The sequence below is a fragment of the Sphingosinicella sp. BN140058 genome, from assembly GCF_004135585.1.
GTDB lineage: Bacteria > Pseudomonadota > Alphaproteobacteria > Sphingomonadales > Sphingomonadaceae > Allosphingosinicella.
The window spans coordinates 2,582,964-2,600,647 of record NZ_CP035501.1 but is presented as its reverse complement, the minus strand read 5'-3'; the positions used below and the strand labels follow the sequence as shown (position 1 = coordinate 2,600,647).

Below are 17,684 nucleotides of genomic sequence, written 5' to 3'. Positions count from 1 at the left end.
TGCCACACCACATGACGTCCAACCACGGAAAGAGGGGCGTATGAACCTGGAGAAATTCACCGATCGGGCGCGGGGCTTCCTGCAGTCGGCGCAGACCGTCGCGGCGCGCATGAACCACCAGCGCATCGATCCCGAGCATATTCTGAAGGCGCTGCTCGAGGACGAGCAAGGCATGGCGGCGGGGCTGATCGCCCGTTCCGGCGGCAGCGCCGAGGCCGCGCGCCGCGAGACCGACGAAGCGCTCGCCAAGATCCCAACGGTCACCGGCAGCGGCGCGGGCAGTGCGCCTGGGCTGCACGCGGATTCGATCCGCGTGCTCGATCAGGCCGAACAGATCGCCAAGAAGGCCGGTGACAGCTACGTCACGGTCGAGCGGCTGTTGCTCGCCCTCGTGCTTGCGACCGGCACCGGCGCCGGCAAGGCGCTGGCCGACGCCGGAGTCAAGGCCGAGGCGCTCAACGCCGCGATCAACGAGCTGCGCGGCGGCCGCTCCGCCGACACGCAAACGGCCGAAGACCGCTACGACGCGCTGAAGAAGTTCGCCCGCGACCTCACCCAGGCGGCGCGGGACGGCAAGCTCGATCCGGTGATCGGCCGCGACGAGGAAATTCGCCGCACCGTCCAGATCCTCGCCCGGCGCACCAAGAACAATCCGGTGCTGATCGGCGACCCCGGCGTCGGCAAGACCGCGATCGCCGAAGGGCTGGCGCTGCGCATCGCCAATGGCGACGTGCCCGACAGCCTGAAAGATCGCAAGCTGATGGCGCTCGACATGGGTTCGCTGATTGCCGGGGCCAAATATCGCGGCGAGTTCGAGGAGCGGTTGAAGGGCGTTCTCGACGAGGTGAAGGGCGCCGAGGGCGACATCATCCTGTTCATCGACGAAATGCACACTTTGATCGGCGCCGGCAAATCGGAAGGCACGATGGACGCTGGCAACCTGCTGAAGCCGGCGCTTGCCCGCGGCGAACTGCATTGCATCGGCGCGACCACGCTCGACGAATATCGCAAATATGTCGAGAAGGATCCCGCTCTGCAGCGGCGATTCCAGCCGGTGTTCATCGGCGAGCCGACGGTCGAGGACACGATCTCCATCCTGCGCGGGCTCAAGGAGAAATACGAGCTGCACCACGGCGTCCGCATCACCGACGGCGCGCTGGTCTCCGCGGCGACCCTGTCCAACCGCTACATCACCGATCGCTTCCTGCCGGACAAGGCGATCGACCTGATGGACGAGGCGGCTTCGCGCCTGCGCATGGAGGTGGAATCGAAGCCGGAGGAGATCGAGACGCTCGATCGCCGTATCATCCAGCTCAAGATCGAACGCGAAGCGCTGAAAAAGGAGACCGATCGCGCGTCGAGGGACCGGCTGACGACGCTCGAGGGCGAGCTTGCCAATCTGGAGCAGCAATCGGGCGAGCTCACCCAGCGTTGGCAGGCCGAGAAGGGCAAGATCGCCGCCGAGGGCAAGTTGAAGGAGCAGCTCGACGCCGCCCGGCTCGAGCTCGAGCAGGCGCAGCGCGCCGGCGACCTCGCCAAGGCAGGCGAGCTTCAATATGGCCGCATTCCCGAGCTGGAGAAGCAGCTCGCCGCCGCGCAGGCGGCAAGCGAGAGCGCGATGCTGCGCGAGGAAGTGACTCCCGAGGATATCGCCTCGGTCGTCGCGCGCTGGACCGGCATTCCGATGGAGCGGATGCTCGAAGGCGAGCGCTCGAAATTGCTCCAGATGGAGCAGGAGATCGGCCGCCGGGTGATCGGACAGGCGGACGCGGTCGCCGCCGTGTCCCGCGCGATCCGACGGTCGCGGGCGGGGCTGCAGGATCCGAATCGTCCGCTGGGCTCGTTCCTGTTTCTGGGCCCGACTGGCGTCGGCAAGACCGAACTCACCAAGTCGCTGGCCGAATTCCTTTTCGACGATCCGAGCGCGATGGTGCGCATCGACATGTCGGAGTTCATGGAGAAGCACAGCGTCGCCCGCCTGATCGGTGCCCCTCCAGGCTATGTCGGCTATGAGGAAGGCGGCGTGCTGACCGAAGCCGTCCGGCGGCGGCCTTATCAGGTCGTCCTGTTCGACGAGGTCGAGAAGGCCCATAGCGACGTCTTCAACATCCTGCTCCAGGTGCTGGACGACGGCCGCCTGACCGACGGCCAGGGCCGCACGGTCGACTTCACCAACACGATCATCATCCTGACCTCCAATCTTGGCAGCCAGTATCTCACCGGTCTTGCCGATGGTCAGAAGGTGGAGGAGGTCGAGCCGCAGGTGATGGAGGTGGTCCGCGCCCATTTCCGGCCGGAATTCCTCAACCGCCTCGACGAGATCATCCTGTTCCACCGGCTTGCCGCAGAGCACATGGGGCCGATCGTCGACATCCAGGTGGCGCGCGTCCAGAAGCTGCTCGCCGATCGCAAGATCCGCCTGGATCTCACCGGCGGTGCCCGGGCCTGGCTCGGCCGGGTCGGCTACGATCCGGTTTACGGGGCGAGGCCGCTGAAGCGGGCGGTGCAGAAATATCTGCAGGATCCGCTCGCCGACGCGCTGCTGCGCGGCGAGGTCCCCGACGGCAGCCTGGTTCGGGTCGAGGAAGGCGAAGGCGGGCTCGTGATCGGCACCGAAGCGTCCGAAGCGGCCGCCGCCTGAAGCACCGGCGCGACGCCGACGAGAAAGGGGCAGAGCCTGCGCTCTGCCCCTTCCATCTTTTTTCCCGAGGGAGCGATCAGAAGGTCCACTTCATGCCCTGCAGGGTGCGATACCGTGCGGAGACAACGCGAAGGTTCGCCCGGCTTCGGGTGTGCCCTATGCGGTTCGTCGGAGTGCTTTCGCAACACGGCGGCCCACGGCTCGTTGCGCTCGCTCCTTGATTGGCCGACACCCACGCGGCAGAAACACGCGATGGTAGTGCAGGCACCTTCCCCGCCGCTTCGGCTGAGCCCCGATTGGCTTCCCCATCGTTACGATCCACAGTCCGACGCGGTGCACTTCGTTTCCGCTACCCGCGAGCTTCGCCGCGCAGTGCCGTTCCTGACCGACGAGCACCTTCCATCCGCCGCTGACCCGCTGGTGGCTCGGCGGCGGGACAGCATCGTCGCCGCGGGCGCCCCAGGGCCGATTCACTTCATCCTGCATTCGGCTTATTGCTGCTCGACGCTGCTGGCCAACGCCTATGACGAGCCGGGAATTGCGAGCAGTCTCAAGGAGCCGGTGATCCTCAACGATCTTGTCGGCTGGCGGCACCGCGGTGGCAATCCGACACAGATCGCGGAGGTGTTCGACGGCACGCTGCGCTTGCTGTCGCGCCCTTTCGAAGCGGGTGAGGCGGTGGTGGTGAAGCCCTCCAACGTGGTCAACGGCTTCGGACCGCTGATGCTGGCGATGCGCCCGCAGGCACGCTGCATTCTTCTGCACGCCCCGCTCCGTGTCTATCTCGGCTCGATTGCGGGGAAGGGCCTTTGGGGACGCCTTTGGGTTCGCGAGCTGCTGATGAAGCAGCTGAAGGAGAATTTGATCGATCTGGGCTTCGCGCCCGAAGATCACATGATGCAGACCGATCTTCAGGTTGCGGCGGTCGGCTGGCTCACCCAGCATCAATTGTTCAGCCGTCTGGCGTCCCAGCATCCGGATCGGGTGCGCTCCGTCGACAGCGAAACACTGCTCGCCCGACCCGCCGAGGCCCTGGAGGCGAGCGACGCATTGTTCGAACTCGACCGGCCGCTCGCGGTTCGGGAGCAGACTATCGAACGCGTGTTCCGCAAGCACGCGAAATTCGGCGGAGCCTTCGATCGCGATGCACGGACTGCCGGCCAGCGGCAGGCGGCGGAGACCCATGGAGACGAGATCGACAAGGTCGTGATCTGGGCGGAGACGGTTGCGGCACAGGCCAAGGTTTCGTTCGATCTGCCGGCCCCGTTGCTGGCCGACTAGCAGGTTCGCCCGATCAGCGCGGGTAGTCCGGCGGCAGCGGAGGGATGAAATCTATCTGTCGCCAGATCGGGTCGGCAGGCTCCTCCGGATCGGGGATGGCGAAGTCGACGTAGCCGAAGAAGGTTGCGATCAGGCGCTCGCCCCGATCAATGATGGCTGTGCGGCCGTGCATGAAGCGGGTGTTGTCCAGCATCAGCACGTCGCCCGCTTGCCAGGCGACTGCGACGGCGAGCGCGTCGCCCGCCGCCTTGATCGCCTGCAGCCAGGCTTCCGGGACCGGTCGCCCATCGTCGAGCAACGGGTGGTCCGGACGATTGTTGTTGAACCGGGCGAACAACAGGAAGTTTCCGAACGCAGGCGCGTCGATGAACATCGGTCGGTGCAGCGCCGGCCGCGAGAAGAACCGAAACACATGCCCGTCGAGGCGTCGAAATCCATAGGGACAGGAGGGCGGCGGAGCCGCGAGCTGTTGATCGGACGGATTATCGGTGCCGAGCCAATAGCGCAGCAATTCCGGCCAGGTCGGCTTCACGTAGACGAGGCGCCGTCCCGCCAGGCCCCGCTTGACCTCGTCCGGCAAGGATCGGGCGAGCGCGACCCCGTCGCAAATCGTCGTCGCGCCGCCGCGCTTCGGGGCAGACAGGCAGCCGAAGAAAGCAGCATCCGGCTTCCACGGTTCACGCGACAATTCGGGATGAAGGTTGAACGCTCCGACACCGCCGTCGACCGTGAGAATGTTGTGCTCCGGATCGATCTGCCGGCGACCCGGACTTTCATTGAACACCGAGGTCGAACAGAAGAGCCGGGCGAAAGCGCGAAATTGCGCAACATCGGCCCCGAAACCGCGGAAGAGCAAAGCGCCGTGCGCTTTGTAGAGGGCCACGATTCCATCGCGATCGAGGCTGAGGATGCTCTCGGCGCCGGCCGCTTCGATCAGCACTTGGGGGCGGCCGGGCTCCGGCAAGGATGTGGTCGGCATGATTGGGTCTCGGGATAGCCGATCCACGGCATGCGGGCTATAGCGCGTTGATGTCCCTGACGCTCGACGACCTGTTCGCCTCGCCCGATCATTATCTACACTCCTTCGAGGGCAATGCGGCATTGTTCATGCCGATGGACAGGGCAGCCTATCACCGCTCTATCTTCCTGGACGGCCGCATCTCGCCCGCAGCAGACCAGTCGATGCGATTGCCGGTGCGGGCCCTGACGCAAGGCATCGCAGTTCCCCCCGCAGCAACGGGCTGGATCTTCCACGTTGCGCATTGCGGATCGACGCTGCTCGCCCGTGCGCTCGATCTGCCGGGTGCCAATCTGGTGCTGAGGGAGCCGCTCGCCTTGCGCCAGGTTGCCATTGCGCCGGATGCCGAACGCCTTGCCCTCACGACTGCGATGCTGGCCAAGCGGTACCGGCCCGATGCGCCGACGATCGTCAAGGCGAACGTTCCGGTCAATTTTCTGCTGCCCGATCTGATCAGGTCCGATCCGCATGCACGGGCCATCTTCCTTCATTGCAGCCTTCGCGACTATCTTCTCGCGATCCTGCGCAGCGACAATCATCGTGCCTGGATGCAGCGGGTCACCAAGCAACTCGCGCCGCATATAGGCGATGTCTCGTCGCTTCCGGACTGCGAACGCGCCGCCGCCTTGTGGGCCGCACAAATGCGCGCGTTCGCTGGCGGCATCGACCGCCTTGCGAACGCCCGCAGCCTCGATGCCGAGGCGTTCTTCGGCGATCCCCGGCGCTTGCTGGCACGGGCCGCGGAGCATCTGCAGGTTCCCATCGGTTCCGGCGACACGGCGGCGATCGTCGCTGGGCCGCTATTTGCAACCTATTCGAAGAATCCTGAGGTTCCCTTCGACAACGACGCACGGCTCGAACGCCGGCATGCTCTCGAACGATCGCTTGCCGCCGAGATCGATCAGGCTGAATTGTGGGTTGAGCGCGCCGCCGGCGATGTCGCGGCGCACGTCGAGGCGATCAGGGCCGTCAGCCTCGACCGCTGAGACCCTCTACCAGGATCAGGCGGTGCTCGTCGCGGCATCGCCGCCGTGGCCGCTCTCGTCCGCAACGACGACAAAGCGGCGGAGCAAGTCTTTCTCCTGCTCCGTAAGATAAGGATTCCAGACGTCGAAGATCAGGATGGCGCGCATTTCGTCCGAGCGGTTCCACGCTTCGTGCTCGATCGTGTCGTCGAATGCCCAGGCTCGGCCGACCTCCCAGGCACGGGTCTCACCGCCGACGCGGAAGGCGCAGCCCGCGGGCACGATCAACGGCAGGTGGATGATCGCACGGACATTGCTGACCCCGCTATGAGCCGGAAGGTGTGCGCCCGGCCGCAGCAGCGAGAAGAAGACGGTCGGCGTCCGGCCCGGCAGATCCGAAAGCGGGAGCGCTTCCACGGCCGCGGCGGTTCGCGGCGCCCGCGCACAGGCTTCGTCGTTTCGACGTCCATCTTTCCACAGGTGCAAGGCACCCCAGTCGAGCGACCCGTTCAACGGCGTCCACTTGTTGGACGGCGTGCCTGGCTCCATGCTGACGTAAGGCAGAATTCCGGAATCCGGCGCGGCGAGCAAGGCCTGGAGCTCCTCCCGGATGGTCTCGGTCTGCGCTTCCAACCGCTCAAGCCAGGGGAAATGGGCACGATCGAAGAACTCGTCGGCCGGAAGAAACGGGAAGTGGATGCCTGCGCATTCGTTGGCATAGATGCGCCGTCGACCGAGCACGGCATCGATGCAAACGTCGAACCGGCGACGATCCGCTGGCGATACCGCACTGCGTGCGGCGGCCAATCCCTCCTCCACCACAGCCGCAAGCCGCGCACCGTATCGCGCCACGCGATCCCGGGCATGCTCGAGCATCATGTCGAGAGCAGGTGTGCGCTGATCCAGCAGAGGTGCCATCGCCAACACACCAGTCCATCTCTGGACGGCACCTCCCTCGTCGCCTTGTCGGTCGAGCAGTTCGGCCAATCGTACCAAGGCCATGAAATGGCGCTGATCGATCGCAAGCGCGCTTTCGAGAGCGTTCAATTCTCCGGCGTCGTCGCCTTGTTCCCGGCAGGCCCTGGCCAGGTTCATCCACAATTCGGGAGACTTTGGATCGGCTGCGGCCGCACGCCCGAACAAGGCACCGGCATCGGCGAATTGCCCTTCTCCAAGGGCCAGCATGCCAAGCGCATTGAGCGCGATGGGCTGCTCGCCCGCACGTTCGATTATCCGCTTATATTGTTCCCGCGCTTCATCGCGCCGTCCCGCGCGCTGCGCTTGCACGGCGGCGGCAAGCGCGCGTTGGATCTCCCCCTGGTCCATCGCCGATCAATAACCGATTGCAGGCGAATAACAAAGCGACCCAGTCAGCGAAAGCACAAGCCGGCCCGCGACATGCGTGCGTGCGAAAGACTGCGCGTGCAGCGCGGATCGGGGCCGGACACTAGCCCCGAGGTTCAGCAGCCGTCGCCATTTGCCCGGTTGCGGCAAGAGTCGCTGACGGTGAGGGTCCGCAGATTGTCGCGCTCGCGCTCCCACTCCGCCTTGGTCTTGCAGGTCCGGTACCGTTTCGCCAGAGAGCCGGTTTCGGTGAAACGCTTACAGATCATCCGATCGCCGGCGTCGGACGCCTTTTCTGGCGCATCCGGCTTGGCAGGCGCCGCGTTCGCGGCGGCGGCCGTAACGAGCACCAAGGCGACGGCAATTGTTTTCAAACGATGCATGCGCTGAGTTCCTTTGAGACGAAGGACAATCTACCCCAACATCTGGATGCGCAAAAGAGGCTTAGACATATGTCCAACCGCTCGGCGAAAGGAAAGAGCACGGGCCAGCAGGAACTTGTCCGATCTACCAGGGCGAAGATCGAGCAAGCGCTCGCGCTGAACGACATCGCGACTGCGGCGGCACTCGCGGAAAGCGGCCTTGCCGCAGGAGTGGTCGAGCCGCTGACGCTCAACCTGGTTGCCTGGCTGCGCGAGGAGCGGGGTGACTATGCGGGCGCACACGAGTTGCTGCGGCAGGCGCTGCACCTGTCGCCCGGCGATGTGATGGTGCTTGGAGCCATCGGGGCAGTGATGCGCAAGGAGGGCCGTTGGGAAGAAGCACTCGCCTTGCTTGATCGCGTGGTGGCAGCCGAGCCCCGGCATTCCGCAGCGTGGCTCGAGCGGGGCTACACGCTCGAGGCGCTCCGTTCGGAAGCGGCCGCGATCGACAGCTATTCCAGAGCGCTTGCGCTCGATCCGAACCTTGCCCCCGCTTACGGCAAGCTCGCCGACATCGCCGCGCGGAAGGGAGATCGGCAGGGTGCCCGGATGCAGGCCGAGCGCGCGCTCGCCATCGACGCAGGCGAGCCCGCGGCGACCTTCGCGCTCGCCGTCATGGACATAGAGGCCCGCAACGGCGCCGGGGCGATTGCGCGCCTCGAGGCTCTCCTCGAAACTGGGCTCAAGCCGGACGATCGCACCCGAGCACTTACACTGCTGGGGGATGCGTTGGACAAGGAGGATCGATGCGACGATGCATTCGAAACCTATTGCCGAGCGCAATCCAATTTCCGCCGCGTCTATTCGGCGGTGTTGGCGCCGGGATATGAACGGCCGTCACATCGGAGCTTCATCGAAACCATCACGGCGCAGGTCGAGCGAGGTCCCGCGATGACCCCGGCCCTTTCCTCCCCGCCGATCGCCGGGGCAGCCGCGCGCCACGTATTCCTGCTCGGCTATCCGAGATCCGGTACGACCCTGGTCGAGAACATCCTGGCGAGCGCTGCCGATGTGGTGGCGCTCGAAGAGCATGACACGCTTGCCGACGCCGACGGGGTCCTAATCGCGAACGACGGTTCGATGCCGGACCTGGATGGGCTTGATGCAAGCATCGTCGCCGAGCTCCGAGCGAAATACTGGGCGCGCGTGCAAAAGCTCGGTGGGGCGGTGCGCGGCAAGACCTTCGTGGACATGAACCCGTTCAACGGGATCAAACTGCCGATCATCGCACGGCTGTTTCCCGAGGCGCGGATCCTGATCATGCGCCGCGACCCGCGCGACGTCGTGCTGAGCTGCTACCGGATCAACTTCGCGCCGAGCCCGGCGGCCTACGCTTTCAGCGATCTCGAGGAGACCGCACGTCACTATGACGCTCTGATGCGTCTGATCGAGCTTTGCCGCGAACGGCTTCCGCTTGCTTGCCACGAGGTCCGCTACGATCGGCTGGTCAGCGACTTCGAGCCCACCGTTCGAGCCATGGCCGCGTTCGTCGGCTTGCCCTGGACGGACGATTTTCATGCCTTCGATCGCACGGCGCAATCGCGGGGCGTGCGCACCGCCAGTGCCACCCAGGTGCGGCGGGGCCTCTACAATGGCGGCGGCCGCTGGCGCCGCTACGAGGTTCAGCTCCATCCGATCCTGCCGATCCTCGCTCCATGGCTGGAGCGGTTCGGCTTCTCGGACTAGCCCCACCCATCGCGCTCCTCCGGAAGCTGACTTATCGCGGCGCGCCCCGGTTGGTTGGGCAGTCACAAAAAAGGGCGGCCCGAAGGCCGCCCCCGAGGTTCCGTGAGTCTCGCCTCAGAACTTGAGGCGAGCGCCCATCGCAAAGCGGCGGCCCAGCGCGTCGTAGGTCGACGGATAGGTGTTGCCGCTGTTGAAGCTGGTCGACCCGATCGTCGAGCCGACGATCGGCGGACGCTTGTCGAACAGGTTGATCACCGTCGCGGTCAGATCGAAATTCTCGCTGACCCCGAAACGGAAGGCGAGATCGAACACGTCATGCGCCTTCATTCGGCTGAAGTTTAGGCACTCGCCCTCGAGAGCGCCATTCGGGATGGGATCGTCCCCGCCCGATTCGCAATTGTAGGTGTGCGGGAAGATGTCCGGCTCCACCTTCATCTTGGAGACGTGGCGCCACAGCAAGGACAGGTCGACATCGCCGAAGGTCAGAGTGGTGCGCTGGTTCCAGCTGAACTCAGGTTGGAGCGAACCTGCTGCAGAGTTCGGTCCGGCGGATCCCGGAGAACCGCAGTTCGGGGAATAATAGCCGGTGCACTCGCGAACTTCGGATTCCGCGAGAGGACCGCCGGCGCCAGGGAAGCCCGGCGGGATCAGGGAGCCGGGCACCGTCGCCTGGAATTGCGAACGACGGGTGTAGTTGCCCTGGAAGCTCAGGTTGAGCTTCGCGAAGCCGAGATCCCGGCGATAGTTCACGCCGACATCGATACCGTCGGTCAGGATGCGGCCGGAGTTCGAGACCGGGAACACCAATCCGCCGGTGGTTCCCGGGTCGCCCGAGAGCTGACCGGTAACCGGATCGCGCCGGAACAGCTGACACGCCAGGTTGTTGACGCTGGCCGCAGTGATCGCGCTGCCGTTGGAGTCTCCGAAGCAGCCCGAGACGATGTCGTCGGGAGTGGGCTGGGTGATCGCGTTCTTGATGCGAATGTGGTAATAATCGACCGTGACTGACAGCCCCGGTACGAACTGCGGCTGAAAGACCACCCCGACCGTATAGCTGTCGGCCGTCTCCGGACGAAGCGCGAGGCTACCGGAGAACGTTCCATTGGCTTGGGCGGCCGTGGGATTGCCGATGCTCCCGATCGACGATGCGGGGGCGCCCTGCAGAAGGCAGACGGCCGTCAGTGCGGCATTGCCGATCGGTCGCGTACCGCGGCAGGGATCCGTGGCAAGGTTCGTCAAGCCGACAACGGTCGGGGCGAACAGTTCGTTGATGTTGGGCGCGCGAACCGCACGCTGGTAGTTGCCCCGCAGACGCAAGCCGTTGACCGGCTCCCAGTTCGCGGCCGCTTTCCAGGTCGTCGTGTTGTACTTGGGAGTACCCGGCGCATCCACCTTGTAGGACGAGTAGCGAATACCGCCCTCAACCGTCAGGCTCCTGAAGAAAGGCTTGTCCTGCACGAGCGGCGCGATGAGCTCGCCATAGCCTTCATACACTTCATAACCGCCGTCAAAGTTCAGGACCGCGCCGCCGGCGCCGCCGAGTTCGCCCGCTGACTGCGACAGCACATCGGCAACCTGCTCACCGGTATATCGGCGGTATTCGGTGCCCACGGCGAAGCCGATCGGATCCTCGGCCCAAGGCGCGGAAGCACCGAAGTCTCCGCTCAGCAGGATACGCGCCTGGGCGAGCGAGGCACGCTGCTTGGTGCCTGCGTCCGCCGTCAAATACGGGATCATTTCCGGAGTGATCGAACCATCCGGCCCGAACAGGTTCACGGGAACGCAGCCGGTGCCCGCCGAGGTGCCGGCGCCTGGTTGGGCAAGCGGCGGCAGCGCCGGATTGGGATTATTGATGACCGGAGATGCGCCGAGGTTACAGGTCGTCGCGCTGGTGGTGTAAGCGGCAGTACGGATGCGTGACGTGAGCACGTAACCCATCTGGTTCTGCGTATTCTCGGACTCGCCGTAAGCGCCGGAGACATCGAGATCGATCGAGTCGCTGAGGCCGATCCGGACACCCGCCTTATAGTCGAACATCGTCGTCTGGAACTCGGACTCGCGCGGCCCGAGCTCGGTGGTACGGCGGCCAACCGTCGTGGTGAAGGCGCGGAAGTTCGGATCCGTGGGCGAAAGCGCGGTTGCTGCGGCGGCGCATTCGGCCGGTGTAATCGTCTGAACGCCCGGCAGGTTCGGATTGAAATCATTATTCGCGCAGAATTGTGCGCGCGCTCCGGCCGGCAGGAACGGGTTGCTGACCGGAATCACCAGCACCGAACTGAAAATGCCGGACGGGGCGATGATCGTGTTCACGGTATTCTTCGAGAACATGCCGCGCGTGTACACTTCGATATTGTCCGCCACTTCATAATGGGCGGCACCGAAGATGTTAAAGCGCTCGAAAGGCGTCTGAAAGATGTTGTAAGGATTGAAGTTGAAGGCGTCGCGCGACCCGACATAGGGGCGCAGCGTGCCGGAGCCCGGGACGATCGAGTTGAAAACCGAGCCAAGCGTGAAGCGAGATGGGACCGTCGTCCCCGAACCACCCGCATTGCCGGACGTCGACGTGTAGTTGTTCTGCGAGAATTTGCGGGCGCCCTGGTAGACAGGATCGGCCTGCTGATAACCGACCGACAGTACGGCATTGCCGCGGCCGTCCTCGAAGTTGGCGCCGACAGTCAGATCGGCACGGAAGATGTTGCCATCGCCACGCTCGCTGATCTGGTTGCTGACGTTGAGTTCCATTCCCGCGAAGTCACGCCGCGTGATGAAATTGATGACGCCCGACACCGCATCGGCGCCGTACGTGGTGGCGGCACCGCCGGTCAGCGTGTCCACGCGCTCGACGAGAGCGAGCGGAATGTTGTTGAGATCGACGCGGCCAACCGTGCTGGACGGGGTGATGCGCGCACCATCGAGGAGAACAAGGTTCCGGAAGTTGCCGAGACCACGAAGATCCGCGAACGCCGCGCCGCCGTTGCCGTTATTGACCGCGGAGCCGATGCTCGGCACCGCTCCCGGCAGGTCACGAAGGATCTCTTCGGCATTGTTGCTCTGACGAAGCTGGATTTCTTCCTGGCCAACGACCGCAACCGGCGACGATGCGACGAGGTTCGGATTGCGGATCAGCGTACCGGTAACGACGATCTCGCCTTCCGAATTCTCTTCGACGGGGGCAGCGCTCGCTTGCGTCTCGAGGCCGGTTTCGCTGGCGGTGTCCCCAGTCTGCTCTTGCGCAAAGGCTGGCGCGGAGATGCTCATCCCGGCGATCACGGTCGATGCGAGCAGCACGTCCCTGAACTTCAGATTCGTCATTGTCGTCCCCTTGAATGATTTCGATTGCAGGCGCCTTGGGCGCATTTCCTATTGCCCTCGATGGTCAGCACCTTAGTGTTCCGCAGAACGCAGGCGCAAGCTGACCGTCCGTTAACGGCCAATTCTTGACGGCCATGTAACATTTCAGACACAGTGACATGGTGACCGTCACACGAGGTTTGCTTGAGAGGACGCGCTCATGTTCGTTGCCTATTGCAACTATTCGCGCGGTGAACTTTTCACCGGCTGCTTCGAGTGGAGCGATTTCGATGACTAAGCCGCTGTATCTGCTGCCAGTCGGACTGGCGCTCCTGGCCGCGAGCAGTGCATATGCCAAGGATCGGAGCCTCAGCGACCCGCTGGCGGCGCTTACTGCCTGCCGCGCGGTGGTCGACAACGCAGCCCGATTGGCCTGCTATGACCAGGCCAGTGCCCGCTTTGGCGAAGCCGTCAGCAAGGGCGACGTTATCGTCATGGACCAGGAGGAGGCTCAGCGCACGCGGCGTTCCCTCTTCGGCTTCAGTGTTCCGAAGATACGTCTTTTCCGCGGTGATGACGGAGAGGAGGCTCAGAAAATCGATGCGGTCATCGCCTCGGCAACGGCCCTGGGCTATGACAAATATCGGATCCGCCTGGAGGATGGCGCCGTGTGGCAAACCACCGAGGCTTCGCCAGCCCTAACCGTGAAAGCCGGGCAGAAGATCGAGATCAAGCGCGCCTCGATGGGCAGCTACTTCCTTCGCGTGAGCGGACAACGTTCGGTTCGCGGAATGCGCGTGAACTGATGCCGGTTCCTGCCCCACATCCGATCAGGAACGACGATACGGGGAGCGGAAGCTGTCACCCCCGCCCGGCGGCTTCCGTCGCGATCTCGGCAGACGAATAGGCTTCCTGACGAGCGACGCTCCAGTAGCGCAGCGCCTCGAGCGGGATCGTCTGCTTCGTCACGGCGCAGACGACGTGGTCGCCCGGGCTCAGAACCCGGAAGGTGCCCGCCATATAATGTATCCGCGCAGGGCGGCCCTTGTTCGACATCAGCATGCGCAAATCCTTCCGCGCGAAGATTTAGGAGCAGCAACCAGGGCGCTCAAGTCGCCTGTTGCGTCATAGCAAGGTCGGCTGGTCCGAACCCTTGGTGACGCGGCGCGGTTCACGCCTCGGCCGCTCCGGCGCAGCCGGGACTTCCACGGGAGCGGAGTCTCCGACAAAAGCATCGACGACGCCATCGGCGAAGATCAAACGGAGCCGGCGGGCGTCAGCGGCAGCAGCGGCCGAGATCAGGGTGGTTCCATTGCGATCCTCGATCCGCGCATAGCCGCGTTCCAGCGGGCGGTTGGGATGCGCCAGCTGAGCGACTCTCCAAAGCCCGTCGAGCCGCTCGCGCGAGCGGCGGACAGTCGCGTCGAGCAGGCTCGGCCGGAGCGCACCGGCAGCGCGGCCGAGATCGCCGCGGGCATGGCCAAGCCGGGTGCCGAGCGCACGCGGCAGCCGCTCGCTCAGTTCGTCGAGCCGCTGCTGCTGCGGCGCGAGCAACTGATCGCGGGCCGGGAAGTGGCGCAGGCACACTTCCAGTTTCTCCGCCGAGCGCTCGGCGGCGCGCATCGCGCACCGCCCCATGCGCTGACCGACCTCGCGCAGCTGCGCGATCAGTTCCGCCCGCACTGGCACCGCCATCTCTGCCGCGGCGGTGGGCGTCGGCGCACGAACATCGGCGGCGAAATCGCAAAGCGACGTATCGGTTTCGTGGCCGACCGCGGAAATGATCGGAATGCCGCAGCCGGCGACGGCGCGGACCACCTCTTCCTCGTTGAAGGCCCAGAGATCCTCGATCGAACCACCGCCGCGGGCGACGATGACGAGATCCGGCCGTGGCACGGGTCCACCCGGCCGAAGCGCGTCGAACCCGCGGATCGCCGTCGCGACCTGTCCGGCCGCGGTTTCGCCCTGAACCTGAACCGGCCAGACGATGACGTGGGTCGGGCAGCGGTCCTCCAGGCGGTGGAGGATGTCACGGATGACGGCACCCGTCGGGGAGGTGACGACGCCGATTACCCGCGGCGCGAACGGCAGGCGCTGCTTTCGGGCCGCATCGAACAGGCCTTCGGCGGCAAGCGCCCGGCGGCGCCTGTCGAGCAGTGCCATCAAGGCGCCCTGCCCCGCCAATTCCATCCGATCGATGACGATCTGGTAACGCGAGCGTCCCGGATAGGTGGTGAGCTTGCCGGTGGCGATCACCTCGGCGCCATCTTCCGGGCGGAACGGCAGCGAGGCCGCGCTCACTTTCCAAAGGACACCGTCGATCACCGCCTTTTCATCCTTGAGGCAGAGATAGCAGTGGCCCGAAGCGGCGCGCTTCCAACCACTGATCTCTCCACGGACGCGCACGAAGCCGAACGCATCCTCGACCGTGCGCTTGAGCCGCATCGACAGATCCGACACTGTCATGGCGGGTGCGTTGTCGCCCGGCGCCTCTGTTGCTAGGAGCGCCCCCTCACCTGGAAATCCGGGGCCGCTTGGAGGAAAATCGTCCATGAATGTCCTGCTGCTTGGCTCGGGCGGCCGCGAGCATGCGCTCGCCTGGAAGCTCGCGCAATCGCCGCGGCTCGGCAAGTTGTTCGCCGCGCCCGGTAATCCCGGCATAGCGGACCATGCACGTCTGGTCGACCTCGATGCCGCGGATCATCGCGCCGTCGTCGACTTCTGTCGCAGGGAAGCCATCGAGCTGATCGTGATCGGACCGGAGGCGCCGCTCGTCGACGGCCTCGCCGACAATTTGCGGACGATGGGCTATGCGGTCTTCGGGCCGAACAAAGTCCCCGCCCAGCTCGAAGGGTCCAAGGGATTCACCAAGGATCTCTGCGCCCGGCACGGCATCCCGACCGCGCGCTATGTGCGCGCATCCGATCGCCTTGCCGCCGAGGCGGCGCTTCCCGAATTCTCACTGCCGGTCGTGATCAAGGCCGACGGCCTTGCCGCCGGCAAGGGCGTGATCATCGCCGAAACCGAACGCGAGGCCCTCGGCGCGCTCGATGCCATGTTCGAGGGCGGCTTCGGCGGCGCCGGGGCGTCGGTCGTGATCGAGGAATATATGACCGGCGAAGAGGTCAGCTTCTTCGTGCTGACCGACGGCAAGGCCGTGGTCGCGCTCGGCTCGGCCCAGGATCACAAGCGCGTCGGCGATGGCGACACCGGCCCCAACACCGGCGGCATGGGGGCGTACAGCCCCGCCTCGATCCTCACCCCCGACCTGGAAGCACGGGTGCTCGACGAGATCGTCCGGCCGACCGTCGCCGCCCTGGCGGAGCGGGGCAGCCCCTATTCGGGTGTCCTCTTCGCCGGACTGATGCTGACCGAGAGCGGGCCCAAGCTGATCGAATATAATGCGCGCTTCGGTGACCCGGAATGCCAGGTGCTGATGATGCGCCTGGACAGCGACCTGCTCGAACTTCTCGACGCCGTCGCCCGGGGTCGCCTTGCCGAAAGCGAAGCGCCGCGGCTGCGCAAGGAGGCGGCGTTGACGCTGGTCATGGCGGCGAACGGTTATCCCGGCGTGCCGGAAAAAGGCGGGGCGATCACTGGGCTCGAGGTCGCGGAAGCATCGGGCGCCAAGATCTTCCATGCGGGCACTGCGCTCCAGGACGGCCGGCTCGTCGCCAATGGCGGCCGAGTGCTGAACGTCACCGCCGTCGGCCGTGAAGTCGCTGCGGCGCGCGCAGCGGCTTATGCGGCGGCGGCGCAGATCGACTTCGACACCGGCTTCTATCGCGGCGACATCGGCTGGCGCGAAATCGAGCGGCTCGAAGGCAAGAGCCCCGGCTGAGGCAAGCGCTGGACAGCGGAGCTTTCTGCCATAGACTAGGTTGGGGGAAGAGGAGGCGACATGAAGGCACATGTGAAGACCCTCATCGGGCTGCTGGCCGCCCTGGTGATGGCGTGGCTCTGGCATGGACCGGGGGGGCAGGGCGAAGCCCTGATCGACGGCCTCGAACAGAGTGCGCGCAGCGCGGCGGGCGAGGCGGAATTGCCCGGCGTTTCGGTGCGCATGGTCCGCGACCCGCTGAGCCGAACCGCAATCGTCAGCGGCACCGCCAACGATCTCCAGCGCGAGGGCCTCGGCAGCCAGTGGGGCGTCGTCGATTACGTCCGCAACGTTCCCGGGATGGCGCGGGCGCGCTGGGACGACGAGAAGAGCGGCAACGGGCTTCCCCTGCTCGCCGAGACGATGATCGTCGTCGCGCTCGCATATCTTGCCGGCCTGGGTCTCGGCGCCCTCATCTTCGGCAGGCGCAAACGCCAGAGCTTCCTCGACTGAAGGATCGACCGATGCTGTTCGTCGCCAATTCCAATCTCATTGCCCTCGGCCTCGGCCTGCTGATCGGCCTGGTCGTTGCGTTCTGGATCTTCAAGTTGGGGCGCAAACTGCCCCCGCAAGCCGATCAGCCGAGCACCGAGGACCGCCCCGGACCGAACGAAACGGAGACGCCCCTGCCATGAATCTCGACACCAATACCCTTCTGATCATTGCCGGTGCGATCATCGTGCTGGTCCTGCTGGTGGTGATCCTCGCGCGCAGTTCGAAGCAGCGAGTCCAGATCAGCCAGACGGAGACGAGGCCGGTCGCGACGACGGCGCGCGCGATCGACCTTGCCGAGGGTCGTGGGGTGGCGGACGAAGGTGCGGCTGCGGCAAAGGACGTCGCCGGCCAGATCCTCGGCGTCGAGGCGCATCCGATCGTCTCCGAAGCAGACGGTCCGCCGGACAATCTGCAGGCGCTCAAGGGCGTCGGCCCGAAGCTCGCCGCGCAGCTCAACGCCGCCGGGATCACGCGTTACGACCAGCTCGCCCGGCTCTCGGCGAACGAGATCGCCCTGCTGGATGAGCGGATGGGCGCCTTCAAGGGGCGCCTCGCCCGCGACCGGGTCGGAGATCAGGCGGCGTATCTGGCGCGCGGCGACACCGAAGGCTTCGAAGCGCAGTTCGGGAAACTGGGCGGCGCCGCCTGAGTTACCGCTGAG

The 17,684-nt window shown here is 65.3% G+C and carries 15 protein-coding genes and 1 pseudogene; 9 read left to right on the top strand and 7 right to left on the bottom strand.

Annotation, left to right across the window (positions count from 1 at the left end):
- Positions 1-40 precede the first annotated feature (40 nt).
- Entirely contained in the window at positions 41-2,641 is a 2,601-nt protein-coding gene (gene clpB, locus ETR14_RS11765; protein ID WP_129384775.1) for an ATP-dependent chaperone ClpB, read from the top strand.
- Between the two features lie 252 nt (positions 2,642-2,893).
- Positions 2,894-3,922, top strand: coding sequence for a hypothetical protein (locus ETR14_RS11760; RefSeq protein WP_129384774.1), 1,029 nt, complete (start codon positions 2,894-2,896; stop codon positions 3,920-3,922).
- Between the two features lie 13 nt (positions 3,923-3,935).
- Here ETR14_RS11760 and ETR14_RS11755 read toward each other — a convergent pair whose 3' ends face one another.
- Entirely contained in the window at positions 3,936-4,901 is a 966-nt protein-coding gene (locus ETR14_RS11755) for a TauD/TfdA family dioxygenase (protein WP_165356414.1), read from the bottom strand.
- A gap of 50 nt (positions 4,902-4,951) precedes the next feature.
- On the opposite strand from ETR14_RS11755, the gene ETR14_RS11750 reads away from it, so the two are divergent.
- Complete coding sequence (locus tag ETR14_RS11750; RefSeq protein ID WP_129384772.1) at positions 4,952-5,926, top strand: hypothetical protein; 975 nt, start codon at positions 4,952-4,954, stop codon at positions 5,924-5,926.
- A gap of 15 nt (positions 5,927-5,941) precedes the next feature.
- On the opposite strand, the gene ETR14_RS29175 is transcribed toward ETR14_RS11750, so the two are convergent.
- The 3 genes and pseudogenes from ETR14_RS29175 to ETR14_RS11740 form a co-directional block, all read right to left on the bottom strand.
- Positions 5,942-6,538, bottom strand: a complete 597-nt coding sequence (locus tag ETR14_RS29175; RefSeq protein WP_243455914.1) for an aspartyl/asparaginyl beta-hydroxylase domain-containing protein — start codon at positions 6,536-6,538, stop codon at positions 5,942-5,944.
- Between the two features lie 441 nt (positions 6,539-6,979).
- Positions 6,980-7,231 (bottom strand): annotated as a pseudogene (locus tag ETR14_RS29730) (tetratricopeptide repeat protein); the annotation flags it as partial.
- Between the two features lie 134 nt (positions 7,232-7,365).
- A complete protein-coding gene (locus tag ETR14_RS11740) occupies positions 7,366-7,632 on the bottom strand; it encodes a hypothetical protein (protein ID WP_129384770.1) in 267 nt (88 codons plus the stop codon).
- 69 nt (positions 7,633-7,701) lie between these two features.
- Between ETR14_RS11740 and ETR14_RS11735 the strand changes: the two genes are divergently transcribed.
- Positions 7,702-9,357 (top strand): sulfotransferase, encoded by a 1,656-nt coding sequence (locus ETR14_RS11735; protein WP_165356413.1) that lies wholly within the window; start codon positions 7,702-7,704, stop codon positions 9,355-9,357.
- A gap of 114 nt (positions 9,358-9,471) precedes the next feature.
- On the opposite strand, the gene ETR14_RS11730 is transcribed toward ETR14_RS11735, so the two are convergent.
- On the bottom strand, positions 9,472-12,669 hold the full coding sequence (locus ETR14_RS11730) for a TonB-dependent receptor domain-containing protein (RefSeq protein ID WP_129384768.1): 3,198 nt from the start codon (positions 12,667-12,669) through the stop codon (positions 9,472-9,474).
- A gap of 269 nt (positions 12,670-12,938) precedes the next feature.
- On the opposite strand from ETR14_RS11730, the gene ETR14_RS11725 reads away from it, so the two are divergent.
- Entirely contained in the window at positions 12,939-13,454 is a 516-nt protein-coding gene (locus ETR14_RS11725) for a hypothetical protein (RefSeq protein ID WP_129384767.1), read from the top strand.
- A gap of 55 nt (positions 13,455-13,509) precedes the next feature.
- On the opposite strand, the gene ETR14_RS11720 is transcribed toward ETR14_RS11725, so the two are convergent.
- Together ETR14_RS11720 and xseA are read right to left on the bottom strand one after the other, a co-directional pair.
- Positions 13,510-13,710 carry a DUF2093 domain-containing protein gene (locus tag ETR14_RS11720; RefSeq protein ID WP_129384766.1) on the bottom strand — a complete coding sequence of 67 codons (201 nt, stop codon included), beginning with the start codon at positions 13,708-13,710 and terminating at the stop codon, positions 13,510-13,512.
- A gap of 63 nt (positions 13,711-13,773) precedes the next feature.
- Positions 13,774-15,201: an exodeoxyribonuclease VII large subunit gene (xseA, locus tag ETR14_RS11715; RefSeq protein WP_129384765.1), complete on the bottom strand. Its 1,428-nt coding sequence runs from the start codon at positions 15,199-15,201 to the stop codon at positions 13,774-13,776.
- Between xseA and purD the strand changes: the two genes are divergently transcribed.
- The 4 genes from purD to ETR14_RS11700 are packed head-to-tail and all read left to right on the top strand — an operon-like array spanning position 15,200 to position 17,672.
- A complete protein-coding gene (purD, locus tag ETR14_RS11710; RefSeq protein WP_129384764.1) occupies positions 15,200-16,489 on the top strand; it encodes a phosphoribosylamine--glycine ligase in 1,290 nt (429 codons plus the stop codon). The genes xseA and purD overlap by 2 nt on opposite strands.
- Before the next feature lie 60 nt (positions 16,490-16,549).
- Positions 16,550-16,981 carry a hypothetical protein gene (locus ETR14_RS11705; RefSeq protein ID WP_129384763.1) on the top strand — a complete coding sequence of 144 codons (432 nt, stop codon included), beginning with the start codon at positions 16,550-16,552 and terminating at the stop codon, positions 16,979-16,981.
- An 11-nt stretch (positions 16,982-16,992) separates the two neighbouring features.
- Positions 16,993-17,163: a hypothetical protein gene (locus ETR14_RS28330; RefSeq protein ID WP_165356412.1), complete on the top strand. Its 171-nt coding sequence runs from the start codon at positions 16,993-16,995 to the stop codon at positions 17,161-17,163.
- Positions 17,160-17,672 (top strand): hypothetical protein, encoded by a 513-nt coding sequence (locus tag ETR14_RS11700; protein ID WP_129384762.1) that lies wholly within the window; start codon positions 17,160-17,162, stop codon positions 17,670-17,672. The genes ETR14_RS28330 and ETR14_RS11700 overlap by 4 nt, the downstream gene beginning before the upstream one ends.
- Positions 17,673-17,684 lie beyond the last annotated feature (12 nt).